Consider the following 21,298-nt stretch of genomic DNA (forward strand, 5'->3'; position numbering starts at 1 on the left):
ATGACATGGCAACGATAAAGGATATTGCAAAGGAAGCCGGTGTGTCGATAGCGACTGTATCCCGGGTGTTAAACTACGATAATACCCTGTCAGTAGCGGAAAGCACAAAGCAGCGTATTTTCCAGACCGCAGAAGCATTGAATTATACGAAGCACGCAAAACGTAAACAGGCTGTACAGGCGCTTACCATCGTTTACTGGTACACCGAACAGGAAGAACTCGAAGACCTGTACTATCTGTCCATCAGGCTGGGTATTGAAAAGCGTTGCGAAGAACTGGGAATCCGGGCCAGGCGCCTGCTTCTGGAGGAGTTTCTGGAGCAGGAGACATCCGAAAGCGAGCCGGTTATTGCGGTAGGTAAATTCAGCCCAGCGCAGGCAGGTCTTCTTCAGCAAGTAAGCACGCAGCTTGTTTTTGTGGATTCCAGTCCGGGGGAAGAAATGTTTGACGCTGTTATTGCCGATTTCCAGCGTGTCACAGAAAAAATTCTTTCATACCTTTGGGAGCTTGGGCATACACGCATCGGTTATCTTGGAGGACGGGAAACCTATCCATCGGAAACAGCCATCATTCCAGACCCCCGCGAGGAAACATTTAAACAGCTGATGGATGCACAGGGCCGGGACGCAGCTCCGTGGATACGCACAGGACGCTTTACTGTGCAGGACGGCTATGAATTAATAAAAAATGAGCTGGCCGCCATGAATCCGGAGGCCAGGCCGACAGCGTTGTTTGTGGCAAATGACACGATGGCCGTCGGGTGTCTGCGTGCACTTCACGAAGAGCAGATCAGAGTGCCGGACGATATCAGCGTCGCGAGCGTCAACGACGTCAGTGTAGCAAAGTTTGTTTACCCGCCGCTGACATCCGTGAAGGTTTACACAGAAGTAATGGGAGAAACGGCAGTAGATCTTCTGCTCGAAAGACTTGATGGAAGAAGAACGATTCCCAAAACGGTTCTGGTAGCGACTGAACTGCAAAAAAGAGAAAGCTGCGGCAGAGCTTAAACCTTTTTACACAAAAACGTATTTCAATTACAGAAAAAAGGGTATAGAACTAAAGTAAGTTTGCCATTAATCAAAAAAGGAGCGTGTACGATGAGTGCGAAAAAAGTATTGATCGTGGCCGGCGATGCCGTAGAAGCGCTGGAAGTGTACTACCCGTATTTTCGGTGTATGGAAGAGGGGTATCACGTGGATCTGGCGGCGGCCAGTGTCAAAAAGCTGCATACGGTGATACACGATTTTGAGGACTGGGAGACATATACGGAAAAGCCGGGATACGGCATCGAAGCGAATGTTGCTTTTGAAAATGTGAAGGCCTCTGATTATGATGCGTTAATCATCCCAGGAGGAAGAGCGCCGGAGCACATCCGGATGAACAATGACCTGCTTGAAATCGTGAAGCATTTCTTTGAAAAGGAGAAACCGATTGCGGTAATGTGCCACGGCAGCCTCGTACTGACTCCGATCGCTGAGGTGGCAAAAGGAAGAAAGATGACCGCTTACCAGGCCTGCAAACCGGAAGTAGAAAGCATGGGCGCGGAATACGTCAATGAAATGGATTATGTGGACAAAAACCTGGTCTCCGGGCATGCGTGGCCGGATCTGCCTGCCATTATGCGGGAGTTTGTGAAACAGGTGAACGAGGCTCCGGTGACAACGTAAAACGAGTGCTATGCCAGCCGGCTTTCACAAACCGGCTGGTTTTTTGCGTGCTGGGAGGCAGTCGGAGACATGTTCGTGCTAAAATAGAGCTGGATTACATAAAAGAAAGAAGGCACGGAGATGATGGAAGCTCTTTTATTACTGCTGACAGGTGTCTTAGCTGCTACTTGCGGTTCACTGGTCGGCCTGGGCGGGGCGTTTATTATAGTGCCGATACTTGCACTGTTTTTTCCAATGCAGGCCTCGGATATTGCCGGAACTTCGATGGCTGTCCTATTATTTACTGCTATTTCAAGCACATGGACGTATTCGAAGCAAAAACGGATTGATTATAAAAGCGGAGTCTATTTTGCGCTCGCCATGATGCCGGGCGCAGTTTTTGGCGCGTGGCTGACCCAGTTTTTCGATACCGACACATTTTATACCGCTTTTGGTATCTTTTTATTCTGTATGGCCCTGTTTTTGCTGTTCCGCCCGAAAAACAAACAGCGAAGCGCCGGCAGGCCCACGACCAGACGGACATTTACAGACCTTAGTGGCCATACATATGAATACTCGTACAATCGATGGATCGGCCTGTCGATTGCTCTCGGTGTTGGCGTTATTTCGACATCGTTTGGCGTGGGAGGAGGCTCCGTCATGGTACCGACGATGGTAATGCTGCTCGCTTTCCCTGCCCATATTGCAACAGCAACATCGATGTTTTTAATGGTGCTCTCGGCGGCAGTGGGGACAGGAGCCCATGCTTATTTTGGCCATGTGCAGTGGGAAAGTGTGCTCTGGCTGGCAATTGGTGCTTTAATAGGCGGCCAGGCTGGTTCTGCGCTTGCAGCAAAACTGCCGGGGGCCATTATTCTGCGTGTATTGGCTGCTAGTCTCATAGTTGTTTCACTAAGGCTGATCTTCGGCACAGCGTAAAAAATCCCGGCTCTTATATAGAGTCGGGATTTTTACTATTCACTGTTCGTTCTCGGTCTTAAAGTGCGATACGATTGTGTTTAATTCCTTGGACATCATATTCAGCGCTTCTGCGAGAGCGTCAATCTCTTCTACTGACTGAAGCTGCGTTTCCGAAGCGGAGGCTACGCTTTGAGAGGTGCCGGCATTGTGCTCCGAAATGGCCGAAATTTCATCGAAAGAAGCAGTAATTTCCTGTGAGCTTGCTGCCATCTGCTCCGAAGTAGCTGCTACGCTTTCAAGGCGTACACTTACTTCATTCGTATAATCTGAAATCTCCTGAAAAGCAGCCTTAGCCTGTTCAGTCATCCGCAGGCCGTCCTGCACCTCGCCAGTGACCTGCTCCATGGAAACGGCGGAATCCTGAATTTCAGTTTGAATTGTAGTAATGATTGAGGCGATCTGGGACGAAGAATCCCTGGACTGCTCAGCAAGCTTTCGGACTTCTTCAGCGACAACAGTAAACCCTTTGCCGTGCTCTCCTGCCCTTGCAGCTTCAATAGCTGCATTTAAAGCAAGCAGGTTTGTCTGCTCTGAAATGGTGGTGATGACGTTCAAGATGTTTTCAATTTCCCTGGAGCGGGCGCTCAGCGTCTGATTTACTTCATTGGAACGTTCGACGGACGTATGAATGGATTGCATCTTGTCCAGCGCCTCGCTCATAGTAACAAGACCATCGTTCGCTTTTTCTGTCGTTGAGGCCGCATGCTCGGAAATGGAGGTCGTACTGCCTGCCACTTCCTGAACCCCTTTAGAAACTTCTTCCATGGCTCCTGTACTTTCTTTAATGCTTACAGACTGTTGTTCGGAGCCGGACGCCACCTGCTGCAGGGAAGCATTGACCTCGGTGATAGCCTGGCTGGATTTATTGGAATTTGACAACAGCTGCTCTGATGAATCCTGAAGCAGCCGGGAGCTCATATCAAACTGGCCGATCAGCTCCTTCAGCCTGGTGCTCATCCGGTTAAAATGTTTGGCGAGCTGGCCGATTTCATCCTGCTGGTTCAGCTCAATGTCTTCTCCGGTTAAGTCATCATCGGCTACCTGCTTCACCCGTTCAGTAATTAAACGGATCGGTTTTGTAATACGGCCGGCGATTAGGAAAGCGGCACCGGTAATTAATAGAACCGCCGCCCCAATAATGGTAAGCACCGTCCATTTCAGGCCGTCGGTTGCTGCGAGAACCTCCTCCATCGGGGTCAGGAAGAAAATACTGTAGCCTGCTTCCTGAACGGGAGAGGCGGATACGAGTAATTGTTCATTGCTGTTGTCCAGCGTGGTAGAGGAAGCTTCTTCGTGTTCTCCGGCAAGCAAAGCCTGCCACTCACTGCTGATATCAGCCTGGCCGACCGGCTGGCCGATCAGATCCTCCTGCGGGTGAAGCTGAATCACATTTTGGTTATCGACGAGAATTGGCACAGCGCTGCTTTCATCACCGCTCCCAGCATAGCGCTCCATTAAAGCGTCGAAATTAACAGAAGCGGACATGACACCGGTGATATCCCCGTTAGAGGCAGTCACCGGAGAAGCCACAACCACGATACGGTTGCCGGTGGAATTGGAGGTGAGAACATCTGAAATCGTCGTTTCGCCGTTCATGCCATTTTTAAAATAGTCTCTGTCGCTAAGGTCAAGCTCTCCGATATTTTCTTCGGTAGTGTGCGCTTCCACGATGCCATCCGGTTCGGTGAATACGACCGTTTCAAACGTTTCGTCGCGGTCAATGATTTGATTCATCAGGCTGAGACGGGTATCTGTGTCACCGCTTTGCATGTCCTGGGTTCCCGCAGCGAGCACAATTTCATCGAGCCGTTTAACGAGCCAGCGGTCCATCTCCTCTGCGGCGGCTTCCGAAGCCATGGTCAGTTTTTCTTCTTCTTCGGCAACGACGACACTGCTGCTTTCCTGAAAGACAAAAAAAGCGACAGCAGCAGCCGGAAGCAGGCCAATCGCTAACAACCAAATAAGTAATTTTTTTCGAAGATTCAGCTGTAATAATTTTTCCTTCATGTTTATCCACTCCCCAATATGTAAACGAATACCTTCTCTTATTCATATCGGGCGAATGAAAAAAAAGTGAAGCTTTTCAGGAAGGTAGAAAGAGAGAATTACACGCCTCTGCCCACCTACAACAAGCAGCTTGCCGATCAATCCTTCAGCTGCATGCGGTCGTTAAAATACGTTTTGTAGCCGAGCTGGGTAAATAAAATTACGCTGAGAGCTACGGCTCCGGTAATGCCCAAAAGAATGGCAATCTGGTAGCCAATCGCTGTCACCGGATTGACGCCGGAAATAATCTGTCCGGTCATCATGCCGGGCAAAAACACGATTCCTGCGCCGACCATGTTGTTAATCGTTGGAAGGATGGCTGCATCGAATGACTGATTTACAAGTTTACGGGTAGCCTGGTTCGGCGTTGCCCCGAGCATTAGTGCAGCTTCCACCCGGGAGCGCTGGCTGTGCAGGTGTTCAGTGAGCGTCTGGACCCCAAGTGTAATACCAGTCATGGAATTGCCGATAATCATGCCGGCAATTGGAATAAAGTAACGCGGATTAAACCACGGTGCAAACTGGATAACGACAAAATTGAAGTACAGCAGGCTCAGAATGGTGCCGATGCTCATCGATACAGCAATCGCCCGTTTCATTTCCCGGCTCAGAGGACCACGGACGCGCTGGAAAATATTCCAGATTGCAAAGCTGAGCATAAAAAGGACAATCAGCGATGTGAGCCAGGGGTTCGGGTTTTCAAATAAAAACATGAGCACGTAGCCCATTAACAGCAGCTGAAACGTCATACGGAGCGAAGAAATCAATATTTCTTTCTCCCGGGGGATTTTCCGCCAGCGCACGATGACGAGCAGAAGAACGATAAACACGTAGGCGGCAAGAATTTGCCAGAACGACAGCTCGATAATAGAGGTGTTTTCAGTCATGTTTTCAAGCCTCCCCCTCTGGTAAATGAATCTGACTGAATGGTATGGTCGGCAAAATGGTCAGCCATCGCCGCTGCATGGCTGACGAAAATAACGCCTTTGGCAGCACGCCGGGCCTCGGCCAGAAATCGTTCCATGACGTTCCATTCCATATCTTCATCAAGCGCCGACGTCGGCTCGTCCAGCAAATAGACGTCGGGCCCGGCAAGAAGCAGCCGGGCGAGGGAGAGACGCTGCTGTTCTCCGCCGGACAGATTTTCGGCAGAGTCACTGAGCTGTTTATTCAGCATGCACTGTTGCGCCGCAGCAGTGAGCTTTTCTTCAGAAACTTCCTCCCTGCCGCTGAATAGTCTTCCGGCCTGAAGGTTTTCAGCTACTGTTTCCCCGAACAGCACCGGCTGCTGCGGAAGCATCATCACCTGCCTGCGCAATTCTGTGGGCTCCCAGTCGGAGAACGGTTTTCCATGGTAGGAAACAGTGCCGCTGTCCGGGCTGACCAGGTAATTGAGCAGACGCAGAAGTGTTGATTTTCCCGAACCGCTTGGGCCCGTGACAGCGGTGATGGTGTCCGCGGGGATGGTCAGCTGTTTCGTGTTAATAATGTTTTTATACTTTACGTTGTCCAACTGAAACATAAAACGGCCCCCTTTCATTAATTTAGATTATTGCCGGGAAATAATCGATGCGTAAATAAAAAAGCACTCATGAATATTTCCATGAGCGCTTGGGCAGAATGCTTGCTCAGACAAAATCGAGAATATATACGAGGCCGGTATATGCACTCAGCACAAACATACAGCCGAGAGCAAAAACGCTGAGCGGCGAGCGTCCGCGATGAAAGCTCTGCACCATCAAATATAAAAACCCGATGGATAACAGCACACTTAAAATGGTGATGGGATGCAGCTGCAGCTGGAAGGAAGCACTGTCGGGCACGGAAGCAGGGTAGAGCACATGAAATAAAAAGGCCGGGTTTTCATAATGCAGGCTGCCGCTTGGCTCCTGTTCGGTCATAAAAGCAGTAATAACAAAGATAAGTACGGCCGTCAGACTTTCTGCCCGCAGCCATTGCCGTGGATTATAATCTGTGACCTGTTGCAGGCGCCTGCGGATAAATATGCCATTAAAAAGTGCAAACATAAGGATAACTATATAAAACAAATGCTTCCAGACAAGGGCTTCGCCGTAAGGAAGAGCCCAGGAGCCGATAAATGGGTCTGTCAGCAGCTGCCCCATGATTACGCCAGTAAAGGCAATGATGATGACACACATGATAGCGATCAGTGTGAACCATTCCAAAAAAGAAGCCCATTGTTTATAGGAAATGGCAAACCAGCTGACCATTAAAAGCGTGCCAATCCACAGGCTCACCGCAAGCAGATGGAAAAAATGAAGCGTCCCGCCGATGAGCGGGATAGCGTTGGCGGCGTGGCCGGAGGCTCCTAAAGCTCCGATCATACCCATGATAAGAACCAGGCCAACGATGGCAGAAGCTCTGGACATTCCGGTGGAATGAAAAAAAAGAATGAATATCCCGAGCAGGAAAAAGCTCAGGACAAACAGCACTACCCAGCTCTGGCCTACTTCGTACTGGAACAGTATGCGCTCGAGGGCGCCGAAAAAAGGCATGTCTCTACCTGCAGCCACCGTTTGTGCGAGCATTGCGATAGGCACAAAAGAAACGACAGGAAGCAGGGCTGCGGCAACCGCCGGAACGAAAAATGGAATAGAAAGAGCCGGCCGGTGCGTTGCAGGGATAAGCTGAAGCACAAGCGTACCGGCGAGCACAGCAAAAAACAAATACTGCAGAGCGTTACCTGCTGCAAGAATCATGTCCGGCGCTTAAGGCGGAACAGGAATAGGGCCACAATGGCGACTACGAGACCGAGGCCGATTACTCCAATGGTTATGCCGAACCCGGAGCCGGCTTCTTCTTCATTAATGGCACTTTCGGTTTCACCGTCGGCGTTTTCCTCCGCTCCTTCCGCGTTGTTTTCAGAAGAGGAGGCATCATCAGAGGTGGCCGTTTCTTCTTCGGATGCTTCTTCTACAGTAAAGGAAGAGCTGTCCTCCATAATGTGGCCGTCTTCGCTGACAATATCAAAAGATGCTTCGTATTCTCCCGCATCGAGCGGATCTTCCATGGTCACATTCAATTGGTCTTCGGGCTCGATGAAAACGTCAGCAGTTTCCACATCATTTCCTTCTGCGTCTTTGACCGTGACTCCGTTGTAGTCTTCAATAGGGCCGTCAAAATAAAACGTGATTTCTTCCGGTGCTTCCACGGTGGCTCCTTCTTCAGGCTCGGAGCTTTCGAGGTGTGTATGGGCATCGGCCACTGCAGGAGAGAGCAGAAAGCCGGCGGCTAGGCAGGCAATTAATCGGCGCATAAATTTTCCTCCTTTTATATAAACGAGACCGTGATTATTAACTTCTTCTCCCTTTATACCAAAGAATAAGTTCGAAAAGGAGAAAAAGATGTGAATAATTTACGAAAATCGTTTTTCAGGCAGAAAAAAAGCAGGGCAAGGAATTTCTTTGCCTGCACAATTCAGGAGGAGGAAAGAAGTTGCAAAAATCCTTCGGCCGTTTCTGCTTTTAACAGTCGCTGGATTAACTTGGGCTGTTCAATAACCCGGCCCAGCAGCTCATACATTTCCTGCAGGTCTTCGGTGCTGTCTTTTTTTACATTCAGCAGGCAGACAAGCTGGACGGGACGCTCACCCCAGCGGACAGGTTTGTCGAGCGTGCAGAAGGCTAAAAAGGTTTCTTCGGTCTTTGGCGTAACTGGATGAGGGATGGCCACAAGATTCCCGAAGGCTGTCGGAGCCACGTTTTCCCGCTCAAGAACAGAATCAAGAAAACCATCATCAATTAAATTCCGCTCATCCAGCTCCCGTTCGAAAAATTGGAGTATTTGCTCTGTGGTGGAAAATGATTGATGCAAAAAGACGAGTGATTCCCGTAAATACATACGGATGGCGGGTTCTTTGGAAATAAACCCTTCAATAATACGAAGATCCGTTTCGCTTAAAATCGTATTGACCTGAAGCACGGGCACCGGCAGGTCATCATAAATGGGGACCGAGCTGATGATGACGTCGATATGATCAAAATCCATCTCCCGCAGACGGTAATATTCTGTCGTCCCCTGAATGTGAAGCCGCCTGCCGAATGTTGCCTGAAGCCGGTAGTAGAGGAGTTGGGCGCTTCCCCGGCCAGAGGCGCAGACGATCAGACAGCGTGCAGGAGCTGTTTCCATTTTACTGCGTTCCAGCGCGGCACCGATATGGAGGGCCAAATAGCCGATTTCGTTTTCATCAATACGAATATCGTAATGCTCTTCGAGAGCGATGCCGGCGATGACCCCGGCTTCAAAGGCGAGCGGGTAGCCAGCCTTAATATCAGCAAGCATCGGATTGCGCACATTCATATTGTAACGGAATCGGCTGATCGCAGGCTGCAGATGAAGGGCCAGGGCAATGACGAGCTCCTGGTCGTGCTGGAGTGTTAAATGCAGTTCCCTATCGATATGCTGGAGCAGAAAAGCGACCATTTTGTAGGTATCCGTATCAAGGGAATTTTTTACTGCTTCTGCTGTTCCTGCTTCATTGTCAAATAGACGGGTGCCAAGCAGATGAAGCGTAATATAGGCAATCTCTTCCTCCGGGAACGACACCTCCCAGGTTTGGTTGATTTCTGTGACCATATTTTTGGCTACCTGGTATTCACGCTTTTGCGTCAGTTCGTCAAATTCTGCGTGATACATCGATACGTAATACTCGTCCTGAATGCGCTGGTAGGCAATCAGGATATGGTTGAATAAATTGTGCAGGGCAATATCGGATAGGGATATATGCTGCATTTTTATCTGCTTTAAAATAATGCTCCAGATGCTTTTTCGTTCTTCTTCGGAAAGATGGAGAAACGGCAACGACTGGTCGTGGCGAGGCTGTTCGTTCTGGCGGTCAAAGATATACTCCACGATACAAAACCGCATGCGCATCTCGCTTCCTTGAAGATGGAGACCGTCATTGGCCGTCCGCTCCAGGGCAATACTGTAATTCTTTAAAATGTCCCGTACCTTTTTCAAATCGTTCTGCACGGTGGACCGGCTGACAAACATCTCATCGGCAAGCTCATCCAGCTTGATGAAGGAACTGGCAAGAAGAAGGCGCTGAATTAAATAAGAAACCCGTTCTTCGGGCAGACTGGGGAGAGCCCGGGAAGCAGGGGATGCCGGCTGCAGGCATTCCTTTACATAGGCCCGGAACTTGTCATTGTTGATGATTTTCAGCTGGTATCCCTTCCCTTTAACGGCTTCAATTTCTGCCCCGTGCGACTGAAGCGTTGTCTGAATTCCTTTGATGTCCTCCCGGATGGTCCGGCTTGACACCTGGTGCAAAGACGCCAGATAGCTTCCGGTCACCGGCACGCCGCTTGCGACTAATTCTCTTAAAATGCTGTTGCTGCGTGTAGTCATATCTCTTTAGCCCCCCTTAAGGTAACCATATATGTAAGCGCTGTAGAAATTTTCATTATCTACAGCGCACAAGTAGGGATACTATAAAAGTAGCACAAAAGAAGCAGGAAAGAAGTACAAATCATTTCCGCTTCCTAGCGGAAGAACCTTCCCTATCTATGAAAGCGCTCTTTTATTATATTGAATATATCAACCGCACATCATTTTATCTTAATTGGAGGAATATCAATGAATATTTTATTAGCATGCTCCGCCGGAATGTCGACAAGCCTTCTTGTTTCAAAAATGAAAGAAGCCGCTGATGAGCAGGGGGTTCAGGCAGAAATATGGGCAGCAGCCCAGGATAAAGCACCGGAAGAAATTAAAAAGGCTGATGTACTTTTGATCGGTCCGCAGATGCGCTTTATGAAGAAAAAATTCGGCAAGGTTGCCGACGAGCAGGGGATCCCGCTTGATATTATTGATGCCGTTGCTTACGGACGTGTAGACGGAAAAGCTGTACTTGATCACGCCATGAAGCTGTTAAACGAGCAAAAATAGGGAGGAAGACACATGAATCGTTTTATGGAGGTATTGGAAAATATTCTGATGCCGATCGCGGAGAAATTAAATAACAACCGTCATTTGACGGCTTTGCGCGACGGGTTTTTGATTGCCCTGCCGTTAATCATTTTTGGCTCTATTTTAGTTGTTATCGCTAATTTTCCTTTTCTGGACCAGCTGATTGGGGAAGACGCCTATGCAGCCTATCAGGCAGCGCTTGGCCCGGCGTCGGCATCCACGCTCAGTATTATGGGGCTTTTTGTTATCATCGGTATAGGGTATAAATTAACAGCTTCTTACGGCGTGGAAGCACTTTACGGCGGGGTTGTAGCCCTTGCTGGTTTTATCATACTAACACCGCAGACCTTCGAGGGTGTAGAAGGGGTTATACCAACATCCACCCTCGGAGCCGAAGGCATGTTTGTTGGCATACTGACCGCGTTCCTCGCGGCTGAGCTGTACCGCTACTTCGTACAAAAAAACTTGACGATTAAAATGCCGGCCGGGGTTCCGGAGGCAGTGTCAAGATCGTTCAGTGCGCTGATTCCTATCGCTCTGACCTTATCAGTTTTTCTCGCTATCCGTATTTTGTTCAGCCTTACCCCGTTTGATTCTGCCCAGAACTTTATTTATACCGTTTTGCAGGAGCCGTTAACCGCGCTTGGCAGCGGACTCCCGGCGACGATCATTGCTGTTCTGATGATCCAGATCTTCTGGTTTTTCGGCCTGCACGGGCAGATTCTGGTTAACTCTGTGTTCGACCCAATCTGGTATGCGCTGAATGAACAGAACTTGAGTGCCTTCCAGGCAGGAGAAGAACTGCCAAACGTGGTCACCAAACAGTTCATTGATACCTTTATTGTAGGGATGGGCGGTTCCGGGATGACGCTTGCGATTGTGCTCTGGCTGTTTATGCTCGCCCGCAGTAAACAGGCGAAACAGCTCGGCAAAGTCGGCGGCCCTCCAGGGTTCTTTAACGTCAATGAACCGATTATTTTCGGTCTGCCGATCATCATGAATCCGTTAATATTAATCCCGTGGCTGGTAGCTCCGGTCGTTATTGCAGTCATAACGTATGTAACGATGTCGATCGGCCTGGTGCCAAAGCCGGCAGGTATCATCGTTCCATGGACCACCCCGATTTTCTTAAGTGGATTTCTAGCTACTGGAAACGCCTGGCAGGGAGCTGTGCTGCAGCTGTTTAACCTGGCCGTGGTGTTTATCATCTGGTTCCCGTTCCTTCGGATTCTGGACCGCCAGTATTTCCGGAACGAAGTAGAAGCAGAAAAAGAAACGACAAATGCAGACAACAAGCAAAAAAGCGGTTAAATCAGGATAGGAGTGGAAACTATGGAAGCGTTAACAGAAACGGCGTTTCAAATTATATTATACGCTGGCAACGGCAAAGCAAACGCCATGGAAGCGATCCAGGAAGCAAAGGCCGGCAATTTCGACCGTGCAGAAGAACTGATCAAGGAAGCAGGGGAAGAGCTCGGGAAAGCACATTCCTACCAGACCAACCTGCTCACGAAAGAAGCAAGCGGTGAGGATTTTTCCGTCAACGTCATGCTGATTCACTCGCAGGATCATTTGATGACCTCCATGACGGTCCGAGACCTGGCGGAAGAGATTGTAGAAGTCTACCGTACGCGTTAAGTATCCTGGGGACCCGGCAGAAAGAGAAAAGCCGGGGCCCTGCTTTTTGTGATAAACATACAGGAACGATTATTCTAGGAGGTACTAACCATGGCAGAACAGTTCACGTTTCCAAAAGGATTCTGGTGGGGGGCGGCCACATCCGCCACGCAGATTGAAGGCGCCGCGAAGGAAGGCGGCAAAGGAAAGAATATTTGGGACCAGTGGTTTGACGAAGAGCCGAATCGCTTTTTTGACGGGGTGGGCCCTGGCACCACATCCGATTTTTATCATCAGTACAAGGACGACATCGCCCGGATGAAGAACATTCATTTTAATTCCTTTCGCCTGTCGATCTCCTGGTCCCGGCTGATCCCGGACGGCTCCGGAGAAGTGAATCAGGAAGCGGTCGACTTTTATAACAACGTTATCGACGAAATGATCGACAAGGGCGTAGAACCGTTTGTCTGTTTATATCATTTTGATATGCCGATGGCGATGCAGGAGATGGGCGGCTGGGAAAACAGAGCTGTAGCGGAACACTTTGGCCGTTACGCCAGCATCTGCTTTGATCTGTTCGGCGACCGGGTAAAAAAGTGGTTTACCCACAATGAACCGATTGTTCCGGTGGAGGGCGGCTACATGTACGACTTTCACTATCCTAACGTGGTCGACATGAAGCGGGCGGCCCAGGTGGGCTATCATACGCTTCTCTCTCACGTGTTTGCGGTGAAGGCTTTTCGTGAAAAAGACCGAACCGGCGGGGAAATCGGCGTTATTTTGAACCTGACGCCTTCCTATCCAAGAAGCAGCCATCCGGCAGATCTGAAGGCTTCCCGGATTGCCGATTTATTTTTTAACCGGAGCTTTCTCGATCCCACAGTGCTCGGGGAGTATCCTCAGGAGCTGATTGACCTGCTCGGAGAGCACGGAGTGCTTCCGGATACCGAGAGTGGAGACAAAGAACTGATTAAAGAGGGGAAAGTCGACCTGCTGGGTGTGAACTATTACCAGCCGCGCCGGGTCAAAGCGAAGGAAAACCTGCCGAACCCGGGTGCTCCGATACTACCCGAATGGTTTTTTGACCACTACGAAATGCCTGGCCGGAAAATGAACCCTTATCGTGGATGGGAGATTTATCCGAAGGGTGTATACGACATTATGATCAATCTCCGTGATAACTACGGAAATATTCCGTCGTTCATTTCTGAAAACGGGATGGGGGTCCAGGACGAGGCCCGTTTTATGGAAAACGGCATGATTCAGGACGAGGCCCGTTTTATGGAAAACGGCATGATTCAGGACGATTACCGTATTGAGTTCATCCAGGACCATCTTGAATGGCTGCACCGGGCCATCGAAGAAGGCGCTAACGCTAAAGGGTACCATCTCTGGTCGTTTATCGACAACTGGTCGTGGATGAATGCCTACAAAAACCGCTACGGCTATTTTTCCGTCAATATCGACACGCAGGAGCGTACGCCGAAAAAGAGTGCCTACTGGATCACTGATGTACACAAAAACAACGGATTTGAAAAATAGCATTACGGGCCGTCTGTCTATCCGCAGGCGGCCTGGTCTGTATAAAAACACGCAGAAAAAAGGAGCGAGACAATGAAGAAAGGTATTAAGATTGTAACGATCGGCGGGGGCTCGAGCTATACGCCTGAGCTCGTGGAGGGATTTATTAAAAGGCATCACGAACTGCCGGTGAAAGAGCTGTGGCTCGTGGATATTCCGGAAGGAAAAGAAAAGCTGGAGATCGTAGGAAAACTCGCCCAGCGTATGGCAGCTGAAGCGGGTATCGATATGACCGTGCACCTTTCCTACAGCCGGGAGGAAGCGCTGCCGGGCGCGGACTTTGTCACCACTCAGTTTCGGGTTGGCATGCTTGAAGCCCGGGCGAAGGATGAGCGGATCCCGCTTTCCTACGGCGTGATCGGCCAGGAGACGAACGGGCCGGGCGGGCTGTTTAAAGGACTGCGGACCATTCCAGTTATTATTGACATTGTGCATGACATCGAGCGGCTGTGCCCGGATGCGTGGCTTGTGAACTTTACGAATCCGGCTGGCATGGTGACAGAAGCGGTGCTGCGCTATACGAACCATGAACGCATTGTCGGCCTCTGCAACGTCCCGGTGGGAATGCAGATGGGAGTGGCTGAAGCGCTTGGAGTAGACGGCGACCGTGTACGTATTGATTTTGCCGGACTGAACCATATGGTTTACGGACTTAATATCTATCTCGATGGTAACGATATAAAGCAGCAGGCGCTCGAAGCAGTAGCGGATCCGGCGAACGTTTCCACCATGAAAAATATTGCGGCACTCGGGTGGGAGCCCGAATTTATCCGGGCTTTGCAGGTGCTGCCATGCCCGTATCACCGGTACTACTATAAAACAGAAGAAATGCTGGCCGAGGAACAGGCAGCTGCCGAGGAAACCGGCACCCGGGCTGAGGTCGTCCAGGGGGTGGAGGAGGAGCTGTTTGCCCTCTATGCTGATGAAACGCTCCGGACAAAGCCGGAGCAGCTGGAACAACGCGGCGGGGCCTATTACAGCGAAGCGGCCTGCAGCCTGATCAATTCAATCTATAATGACACCCGGGATATTCAGCCAGTCAATACGAGGAATCGTGGCGCTGTTGCCGGTATACCGGCGGAGTCAGCGGTGGAAATCAGCTCCGTTATTACCAAAGATGGCCCGAGGCCGATTGCTGTTGATGAGCTGCCGGTAGCTGTCCACGGACTGGTGCAGCAGATCAAATCGTTTGAACGGGTCGCTGCCGAAGCGGCGGTAACGGGAAATTACGAAACAGCTCTTCTGGCCATGACGATTAATCCTCTCGTTCCGTCTGATACAAAAGCAAAGCAGATACTTGATGACATGCTCGAAGCCCATCGGGAGCATCTGCCGCAGTTCTTTCAAAGCGAAAAGGTATGAAGCAGTGAAGGTCTCCTGAAGCGGGGGCCTTTTTTGTTAGAGAAAAGTTCCTGTTTTTAAAGATAAAGCACAAAAGAACAAATGTTCGTGTATACTGAAACAAAGGGAGGCGTTATGGATGAAAGAAAACAAGTTGACCCCGGGGTCGAATATGCGCTGGGAATCCAGCCGGATGATTCTGCCGGAACACCGGGAAATGTGGCTGCGCCATCAAAAAGAAGACCGGATGAAGTTCAGGCCCGTTTGGGATGAGCAGCAGCTTGAAGAGTTTTCCCGCCGTCTTCAGGACGCTCTGGTGTCCGGCTCGACAGTAACGCTTCACGTGTTTGACCCTTATGCGGAAATAAAAATGAGGGGAAAGATCCTCCATCTTGATGCATTAAATAAAACAATAAAAATGAAAGCAGGCGGGGGCATCCAGTATGTAGGCGTGCAGGACATTATGGATGTGGAAACGTAAAAGCACGTTTTTGAAATAGGCGTAAGGGAAAGGAAGACAAGAAAAGAAACCAAAAGGGAGCGAATGAAATGAAGGATAAAAAATTCAGCAGAATTTCCTTAACGTCTTCCCTGGGAGGCGTCGGACTGATTGCTGTATCTGTCATTGTGTCTGCCGTATTTTCTCTTCCCGACAACAGCCCCTTTGTGCCGTTATTTGGGTCGCTGCTGACGATTGGCATTCTGTTGCTTGCGCTCAGTGCATTCATGAGCATGATTGCTTTTTCGCGCCGGGAGCCGGGATGGATGAAGCTGAGCGGCTGGATTATTATGGCAGTGCTGCTGCTCTGGTTTATGGTCAGCCCGGCACTTACCGGTGTGGTGTAGATCTTCAAAAAACGCTGGTTGCGCACGGTACTGGTTCATGGTGTAATGTAGAAAAAGATGTAGAGGACGGATGCTTAATGAGTACACCAGATTTTCGGGCCCGCTCGCCGTGGGCCTCATTAACGGATGTAGACAAGGTGCACGTGTCTCCAGTTTCGCCCGGCTCGATTCAGACCTCTTTAACAGTGCCGGGCAGTAAAAGCTTTACAAACCGGGCGCTGATTATGGCAGCACTGGCAGAAGGCACGTCCACGCTGGCCGGAATTTTAAAAAGCGATGACTCGTACTGGTGCCTTGGCGCTCTGCGTGCGCTTGGCGTGAAATCCGAAGTGGACGGAGATACGGTCACCCTTCACGGATGCGGGGGCCGGTGGCCCGAGGAGGAAGCCGAGCTCTATATTGGCGCAGCCGGCACCACGGCCCGTTTTCTTCCAGGCCCGCTTGCAGCAGCCGGAAACGGCGTTTACAAGGTTGAAGCGAGCAAGCGAATGAGCGAACGACCAGTAGAGCCGTTGATGGAAGCCCTTGAGGAGCTCGGGGCAGACGTTCATTACATAGATAAAAAAGGATTCTATCCGCTTGAAATTCATGCGGGCGGGCTGCCTGGAAAAGAAGTAACCATTTCCGGTAAATTATCGAGCCAGTTTATCAGCGGCCTGCTGCTGACGGGCGCTTATACACAGGAAGGCCTGCGTATCCGAATCCCGGATTACATTGTGCAGCATGCCTACGTGCACATTACGCTCGATTTAATGAATCAGTTCGGCGTCCCGGTCACGTACAATGAGGATTTAACCGACATGCAGGTGCCGGCAAAGAATTTTCAAGGCCGGAGCATGGCGCTTGAAGCAGACGCTTCGACGGCCAGTTATTTTATGGCATTGGCAGCGCTGACAGCCGGAACGGTCCGTATTAATAATTTAACAATGGACACGAACCAGCCGGATATAGGTATGGTGGACGTGTTTGAAAAAATGGGCTGCCATGTGGAAAAAGGCAGCACCTACATCGAAGTTACAGGCCCGGAACAGCTGTCAGGCGGGTTTGAGCTCAGCATGAAGGAAATGTCTGATCAGACGTTGACTGTTGCGGCGCTCGCTCCGTTTGCTGATGCGCCGATTACCATCCGGGATGTGGAGCATATTCGTCACCATGAATCCGACCGCATCCACGCAGCGTGTACAGAGCTTCAGAAGATGGGCATCCGTGTGGATGAATACTCGGATGGACTGAAAGTATATCCGGGCACCCCGATCGGCGTATCGCTTCATTCGTACGATGATCACCGGGTAGCTATGGCGCTTTCGCTAGTGGGAGCGAAGGTGCCCGGAATCTATATTGAAGACCCGGGATGCGTGTCGAAAACATGTCCAACCTTCTATGATTTGTTTGAAGCAGCCGGTGTTCCGATTAAATTTTCATAAAAAAGAAGCCCTCTCTGTTTTTGGAGAGGGCTTTCGCGTGTATGGCATTAAGAGGCAGCAAGCTCCCGGCAGGCTTTTTCACAGCGGTAGCAGGCATCTGCGCAGTCTTTGCAATGCTGGTGGTCGTGCTTGGCGCATTCATCCCCGCATGCTTTGCACGCCTCTGCACACAACTGAGCGGTCTCCTTCATCAATGGACTGCTGGACTGGATGGCTTTAGCCGTCAAGGCGCAAATATCTGCACATTCGCGGTCGAGACGTATGCATTCGGCCATCATTTTCACGTCGTCCTCCTGCAGGCAGTCGTTAAAGCATTGATTGCACTGCTTCATACATTCGATGCAGGCTTCGAGGCATTCCTTCTGGGCAGCGTTCATCTTTATCATCCTTTCTAGTATCAGGTGTTGGTATAGGGGTTCCCGGAAGGGGTATTTATTCAAACGTAAAATACAAAGAAGCAGGCAGGCTTTGCCTGCTTCTTAGATCATTATTTATAGGGATGCTGCTGGTAAAAGAAGTTTGGCGTGTGCATGATATTGCGGTAGGAGCTGTGAAAAATATGAGTAGCAGCAGGGGATACCGGCGGAATCAGCCATGTCCAGTCGCCGGTTACTTCCCGGCCCGCTTTTTGTTCCTGGTGCTCGAATCGTTTAAACTGCGAAGCGGCCGTGTGATGATCCACCATGCTGACGCCTGCTTTTTTGTACGAATGAAGCACGGCCCGGTTCAACTCGACAAGCGCCCGGTCCTTCCATAAACTGCCCGCGTACGTCCGGTCGATGCCAAGCACATCTGCAACCCGTGGAAGCATATTGTAGCGCTCCTCGTCTGCGAGGTTCCGGGCGCCAATTTCCGTTTCCATGTACCAGCCGTTAAACGGGGCGGCCGTATACGTGATACCGCCGATTTCCATTTTCATATCCGAAACAATCGGCACGGCATACCATTTTAAATTGAGTGTGGAAAAAGCATTGCTATCCGGATGGGTAATCGGAACTTCGAGTACTTCTTCGGCTTTTAACGGAAACCACTGGGGGACGCCTTCGTTTACCTGAATAACCAGGGGAAGAAGGTCAAATGATGTTTCTGCCCCTTTCCACCCCAGTGATTCACAGTATTTTGTGAAAGCAGCGGACTGCGGGTCGCCAATGATTTCCCCGTCCTGCTCATAGCCGGCGTAGCGGATCAGCTGGTAGTTCCATATGCGCATCCGCTCCAGCCCGTTTTTGACAGAAGGAAAGACAGAGATCGTGGGAATGATTTTCCCGCCGTTTTCTGCGTAACGGATATGGTGGTGGAGCGCTTCAGCCGCCTCCTCTCCAGTACGCACGTTCCGGTAGTCAAGAACCTGCAGGCTTTTCCAGAAGAACCGCCCGATGCAGCGGTTGCTGTTGCGCCAGGAGACCTTCGCTCCGAATGATAGCTCTTCGAACGTATGTTCATAATGTCCGGTGGCTTCAATCTCCTGCTCTACCTCCTGCCAGCGCGCCTGAAATGTTTCCAGGGGCTGGTCTGTTTCCCGGTAATACTGCTCCAAAAATGTGTATGCGTCCTGTTTTAATGCTTTGATATTGGTCATTATTTGTCTGCACCTCAGCTTTTGCCTTTTTTTCAGTATAAAGGTATTAGCTGCTATTATCGAAAAATCAATCTTACAAAAACAATTTCCCGGGTAATAAATAGCTGTAGCACCGACAGATAAACTTGTGAGTTGACACGTGCTTTAAGGAAGCGAATACTGTAAGCGAAGACTGAAGAAAAGTGAGTGATAACAATGAAGGCAGTAATTACCACAGAAACCGGCGGGCCAGAGGTACTGCAGATTCAGGACCGTGAAGCACCGAAGCCGGAGATGGATGAGGTGCTGATCAAGGTAAAAGCAGCAGCTGTGAACCGGACCGATATTTTAAACCGGGAAGGTAAGGCTGGATATATTGAAAATCCGGTGCTCGGCATCGAAGTGGCAGGCGTGGTGGAAGAAGCAGGCACTGAGAACCCTTTTTCACCGGGCGACCGGGTAATGGGGCTGGTAAATGGCGGCGGCTACGCGGAGTATGCCGTCATGCGGGCTGACCGGGTAATGCGAATCCCGGAAGCATTCACGTATGCCGAAGCAGCCGCCGTGCCGGAGGTGTTCTTAACGGCCTACCAGACGCTTTATTGGATCGGGCACCTGAATCAGGATGAATCCGTCCTAATTCATGCCGGCGGGAGCGGTGTAGGCACGGCGGCCATTCAACTGGCCAGCCGGCTTTCCTCAGCCCGTGTACTCACCACTGCCGGATCAGCGGAAAAGCTGGAATTTACCCAAAAGCTCGGCGCAGAAGTACGCATTAACTATAAAGAACAGAATTTTGACGAAGAAGTGCTTGCAGCTACTGACAATCAGGGCGTCAACGTAATTTTGGACTTTGTCGGAGCCTCCTACTGGGAGCAGAACCTGAAGAGCATTCAAACCGACGGGCGCTGGGTGTTGATTGGCGTGCTTGGCGGGGCAAATGTGCCAAACGTAAACCTGATGAAGCTGCTGATGAAGCGCGTGCAGCTGACCGGGACGCTGCTTACGCCGCGGAGCGATGAGTATAAAGCCGAGCTGAGCAGGGATTTCGTGAAGCACGCAATGCCGCTTCTTGAGGACGGCTCCATCCGCCCTATTGTCGACACGGTGTTTTCATTTGAACAGATTGCGGATGCGCACCGCCATATGCAGGACAATAAAAACATTGGAAAAATCATATTGGAATGGTAAAAAAAGAGCCTGCGTCCAGGCTCTTTTTTTAGCTCTTTATTTCCACTGGAGCTCTGCCCCGCCGGTCCGGGTTACATTCCGACGTGAAGCGAGATCCTGGACGAGCTGCAGAAGCGCGTAGTCCTTCTGCTTTGCTTCAATCATCCCGTCAATGGGCTCGCCGATCTGCTTTAAGGCCTGCAGAAACGGAAGATTGAACTCCGGATCCACGTAATCGGCATGGCTGCGAAAGGCCTCAGACGATTTCGGCGAGGAAAGATGAACCTTCGGCCGGCTGTCGGTATGTGCCCACGTATCGATAAATCGGGGCAGCAGCTCCTCTAGACGTTCATTCTCGGAATAATTAGCCTCGAAGTGATGATAATCAAACATCATTGGGATTTTTTCCTGTTCACAGACAGCGAGCACGTCGTCTGCTGTGTAGGTTTTATCATCATTTTCCAGTGTCATCCGTGCTTTAATCTTTTCCGGCAGCTGCTTTAGATTTTCGTGAAAACGCGCTACTGCCGCTTTTTTATCCCCGTAGGCTCCCCCGACGTGCAGGTTAATCCACGCTCTTTGTTCCAGCCCCATTGCTTCAAGCATATGGTAATGGTACTCCATATCCTGCACGGCATTGGCAGTGACTTCCGGTTTGTCGCTTGTGAACAGCGTGAACTGATTCGGATGAAAGCTGGAACGGATATTGTGTTCACGCACGAGTCTGCCGATTTCTCCGTACAAATCTTTAAAAGGGGTTATATAATCCCAGGCAGCGTCGTCATGAGTAGCAAGAGGGGCAAGCGAGGAAGAAAAACGGTACAAAGGAATATCGTGGGCGATATTGTAATGAAGCATGCGGATGGTGTGCTCCAGATTTAAACGAGTGACCTCCCGCAGCTTTTCTTCTCCGCTGTGCCGGACCATTTTTTTCCAACGCGTCAGTGTCATTGTTTTCCCCGGAGAAGCGTCCCAGAGAGCCAGAGCCTGGGAGACGTATCCGAGCCGTAAAGTGATCATACATACTGCCTCCAATTTCATTTCTCTGTTACACATACCCAAAAACTTATGGCCGTAGTCTTCAAAGCAGAAAATCCATTAAATAATCGTGACTTAATTGAACGAATATAGTAAAATAGTTTAAACGATAATGATTA

21 protein-coding genes are annotated in these 21,298 nt (G+C 50.2%); 12 read left to right on the forward strand and 9 right to left on the reverse strand.

The annotated features are described in order from the left end of the window. Positions 1-5: 5 nt before the first annotated feature. The 3 genes from ACTTK6_RS08605 to ACTTK6_RS08615 all read left to right on the forward strand — a co-directional run bounded on the left by ACTTK6_RS08605 (position 6) and on the right by ACTTK6_RS08615 (position 2,585). Positions 6-1,007 carry a LacI family DNA-binding transcriptional regulator gene (locus ACTTK6_RS08605; RefSeq protein ID WP_462833194.1) on the forward strand — a complete coding sequence of 334 codons (1,002 nt, stop codon included), beginning with the start codon at positions 6-8 and terminating at the stop codon, positions 1,005-1,007. Positions 1,008-1,097: 90 nt separating this feature from the next. After that, a complete protein-coding gene (locus ACTTK6_RS08610) occupies positions 1,098-1,667 on the forward strand; it encodes a DJ-1/PfpI family protein (RefSeq protein WP_079474591.1) in 570 nt (189 codons plus the stop codon). Positions 1,668-1,787: 120 nt separating this feature from the next. Beyond that, the gene (locus ACTTK6_RS08615; protein WP_233133238.1) at positions 1,788-2,585 is read left to right on the forward strand and encodes a sulfite exporter TauE/SafE family protein; all 798 of its coding nucleotides are present in this window, start codon (positions 1,788-1,790) and stop codon (positions 2,583-2,585) included. 39 nt (positions 2,586-2,624) lie between these two features. Here ACTTK6_RS08615 and ACTTK6_RS08620 read toward each other — a convergent pair whose 3' ends face one another. The 6 genes from ACTTK6_RS08620 to ACTTK6_RS08645 all read right to left on the reverse strand — a co-directional run bounded on the left by ACTTK6_RS08620 (position 2,625) and on the right by ACTTK6_RS08645 (position 10,043). Further along, a complete protein-coding gene (locus ACTTK6_RS08620; RefSeq protein ID WP_462833195.1) occupies positions 2,625-4,634 on the reverse strand; it encodes a methyl-accepting chemotaxis protein in 2,010 nt (669 codons plus the stop codon). A 137-nt stretch (positions 4,635-4,771) separates the two neighbouring features. After that, positions 4,772-5,560 carry an ABC transporter permease gene (locus ACTTK6_RS08625; RefSeq protein ID WP_462833196.1) on the reverse strand — a complete coding sequence of 263 codons (789 nt, stop codon included), beginning with the start codon at positions 5,558-5,560 and terminating at the stop codon, positions 4,772-4,774. Next, positions 5,557-6,195: an ABC transporter ATP-binding protein gene (locus ACTTK6_RS08630; protein ID WP_462833197.1), complete on the reverse strand. Its 639-nt coding sequence runs from the start codon at positions 6,193-6,195 to the stop codon at positions 5,557-5,559. Before ACTTK6_RS08630 ends, ACTTK6_RS08625 begins: the two co-directional genes overlap by 4 nt. A gap of 106 nt (positions 6,196-6,301) precedes the next feature. Further along, positions 6,302-7,393, reverse strand: coding sequence for a copper resistance D family protein (locus tag ACTTK6_RS08635; protein WP_094908139.1), 1,092 nt, complete (start codon positions 7,391-7,393; stop codon positions 6,302-6,304). Beyond that, a complete protein-coding gene (locus ACTTK6_RS08640) occupies positions 7,390-7,950 on the reverse strand; it encodes a copper resistance protein CopC (protein ID WP_079474596.1) in 561 nt (186 codons plus the stop codon). Before ACTTK6_RS08640 ends, ACTTK6_RS08635 begins: the two co-directional genes overlap by 4 nt. Positions 7,951-8,111: 161 nt before the next feature. Beyond that, positions 8,112-10,043 (reverse strand): BglG family transcription antiterminator, encoded by a 1,932-nt coding sequence (locus tag ACTTK6_RS08645; RefSeq protein WP_462833198.1) that lies wholly within the window; start codon positions 10,041-10,043, stop codon positions 8,112-8,114. A 228-nt stretch (positions 10,044-10,271) separates the two neighbouring features. Between ACTTK6_RS08645 and ACTTK6_RS08650 the strand changes: the two genes are divergently transcribed. The 8 genes from ACTTK6_RS08650 to aroA all read left to right on the forward strand — a co-directional run bounded on the left by ACTTK6_RS08650 (position 10,272) and on the right by aroA (position 17,413). Further along, the gene (locus ACTTK6_RS08650; protein WP_079474598.1) at positions 10,272-10,583 is read left to right on the forward strand and encodes a PTS sugar transporter subunit IIB; all 312 of its coding nucleotides are present in this window, start codon (positions 10,272-10,274) and stop codon (positions 10,581-10,583) included. 12 nt (positions 10,584-10,595) lie between these two features. After that, positions 10,596-11,915 carry a PTS cellobiose transporter subunit IIC gene (celB, locus tag ACTTK6_RS08655; RefSeq protein WP_079474599.1) on the forward strand — a complete coding sequence of 440 codons (1,320 nt, stop codon included), beginning with the start codon at positions 10,596-10,598 and terminating at the stop codon, positions 11,913-11,915. 21 nt (positions 11,916-11,936) lie between these two features. After that, positions 11,937-12,242, forward strand: coding sequence for a PTS lactose/cellobiose transporter subunit IIA (locus ACTTK6_RS08660; protein WP_079474600.1), 306 nt, complete (start codon positions 11,937-11,939; stop codon positions 12,240-12,242). Between the two features lie 90 nt (positions 12,243-12,332). Beyond that, positions 12,333-13,763, forward strand: coding sequence for a glycoside hydrolase family 1 protein (locus tag ACTTK6_RS08665; RefSeq protein WP_462833199.1), 1,431 nt, complete (start codon positions 12,333-12,335; stop codon positions 13,761-13,763). Positions 13,764-13,835: 72 nt separating this feature from the next. Further along, the gene (locus ACTTK6_RS08670) at positions 13,836-15,164 is read left to right on the forward strand and encodes a 6-phospho-beta-glucosidase (protein ID WP_462833200.1); all 1,329 of its coding nucleotides are present in this window, start codon (positions 13,836-13,838) and stop codon (positions 15,162-15,164) included. Between the two features lie 118 nt (positions 15,165-15,282). Then, complete coding sequence (locus tag ACTTK6_RS08675; protein ID WP_079474603.1) at positions 15,283-15,624, forward strand: YolD-like family protein; 342 nt, start codon at positions 15,283-15,285, stop codon at positions 15,622-15,624. Positions 15,625-15,692: 68 nt separating this feature from the next. Next, a complete protein-coding gene (locus tag ACTTK6_RS08680) occupies positions 15,693-15,989 on the forward strand; it encodes a DUF3995 domain-containing protein (RefSeq protein WP_079474604.1) in 297 nt (98 codons plus the stop codon). 77 nt (positions 15,990-16,066) lie between these two features. Further along, positions 16,067-17,413 carry a 3-phosphoshikimate 1-carboxyvinyltransferase gene (aroA, locus tag ACTTK6_RS08685; protein WP_462833217.1) on the forward strand — a complete coding sequence of 449 codons (1,347 nt, stop codon included), beginning with the start codon at positions 16,067-16,069 and terminating at the stop codon, positions 17,411-17,413. A 47-nt stretch (positions 17,414-17,460) separates the two neighbouring features. On the opposite strand, the gene ACTTK6_RS08690 is transcribed toward aroA, so the two are convergent. Both ACTTK6_RS08690 and ACTTK6_RS08695 read right to left on the reverse strand, forming a co-directional pair. After that, positions 17,461-17,790 (reverse strand): four-helix bundle copper-binding protein, encoded by a 330-nt coding sequence (locus tag ACTTK6_RS08690; protein ID WP_079474606.1) that lies wholly within the window; start codon positions 17,788-17,790, stop codon positions 17,461-17,463. A 110-nt stretch (positions 17,791-17,900) separates the two neighbouring features. Further along, positions 17,901-18,992, reverse strand: a complete 1,092-nt coding sequence (locus ACTTK6_RS08695; RefSeq protein WP_462833201.1) for a nitric oxide synthase oxygenase — start codon at positions 18,990-18,992, stop codon at positions 17,901-17,903. 195 nt (positions 18,993-19,187) lie between these two features. Here ACTTK6_RS08695 and ACTTK6_RS08700 point away from each other — a divergent pair, with 195 nt between their 5' ends. Continuing rightward, the gene (locus ACTTK6_RS08700) at positions 19,188-20,162 is read left to right on the forward strand and encodes an NAD(P)H-quinone oxidoreductase (protein WP_462833202.1); all 975 of its coding nucleotides are present in this window, start codon (positions 19,188-19,190) and stop codon (positions 20,160-20,162) included. 36 nt (positions 20,163-20,198) lie between these two features. On the opposite strand, the gene uvsE is transcribed toward ACTTK6_RS08700, so the two are convergent. Next, entirely contained in the window at positions 20,199-21,158 is a 960-nt protein-coding gene (gene uvsE / locus ACTTK6_RS08705; protein ID WP_462833218.1) for a UV DNA damage repair endonuclease UvsE, read from the reverse strand. Between the last annotated feature and the right edge of the window lie 140 nt (positions 21,159-21,298).

It is taken from the genome of Marinococcus salis (assembly GCF_054971365.1).